This window comes from Haloferax prahovense DSM 18310, assembly GCF_000336815.1.
Classification (GTDB): domain Archaea; phylum Halobacteriota; class Halobacteria; order Halobacteriales; family Haloferacaceae; genus Haloferax; species Haloferax prahovense.
On the sequence record NZ_AOLG01000005.1, the window covers coordinates 1 to 634 of the forward strand.

Consider the following 634-nt stretch of genomic DNA (forward strand, 5'->3'; position numbering starts at 1 on the left):
GATGTGTATAAGAGACAGGTTCTGATGCCACGGTTGACCGCTGACGAGTGGGAACCAGGGTCACGAACCTACGATACATTCGAGTCAGCACTGTCTGAAGGTCCAGAATCAGTGTTCGACAAAGATCTCGTCGCTCAAGATGCCAACGAGGCCCGCAGAATACTTCACGTGGGGATCACTCGTGCCGAAGAGATACTCGTACTCCACGGAAGCAGAGAGGAAGACGGCACAGACGACGAAAGGCCCGTACACGATGCGGTCAAGAGCATCCTTCCAGAATCCGTTCCCTGGCGGCCAAGTAACGGTCACCTCCCGATCTGGCGTGATTTACAGGAGTGTCTTCCATCGAACCATGCTGATTGGACAGCCTCTCTCGCGAGCACAGTAGTTGGGGACGTCTCTGGACAAGTGACGTACGGCTCTGAGAACCTCTCAGCATCAGACGGACGAGACCGCGTGATCACATTCGGAAACAAGCTCATAGAAGGCTCAATCGAGAGAGAACCTGAGAACCGACGATTTTCAATTGACGCCCTGACTGGGCCAATGACTCCAAACCCGGCACTCCAGCACAGTTACACCTCACTTGAGGCCTACGAGGAGTGCCCCCGACAGCACTTCCTGGACTACGTCG

General features: G+C 54.9%; 1 pseudogene. It reads left to right on the forward strand.

The features are described from left to right. Positions 1-111: 111 nt before the first annotated feature. Positions 112-634: pseudogene (locus C457_RS19375) on the forward strand (PD-(D/E)XK nuclease family protein); the annotation flags it as partial.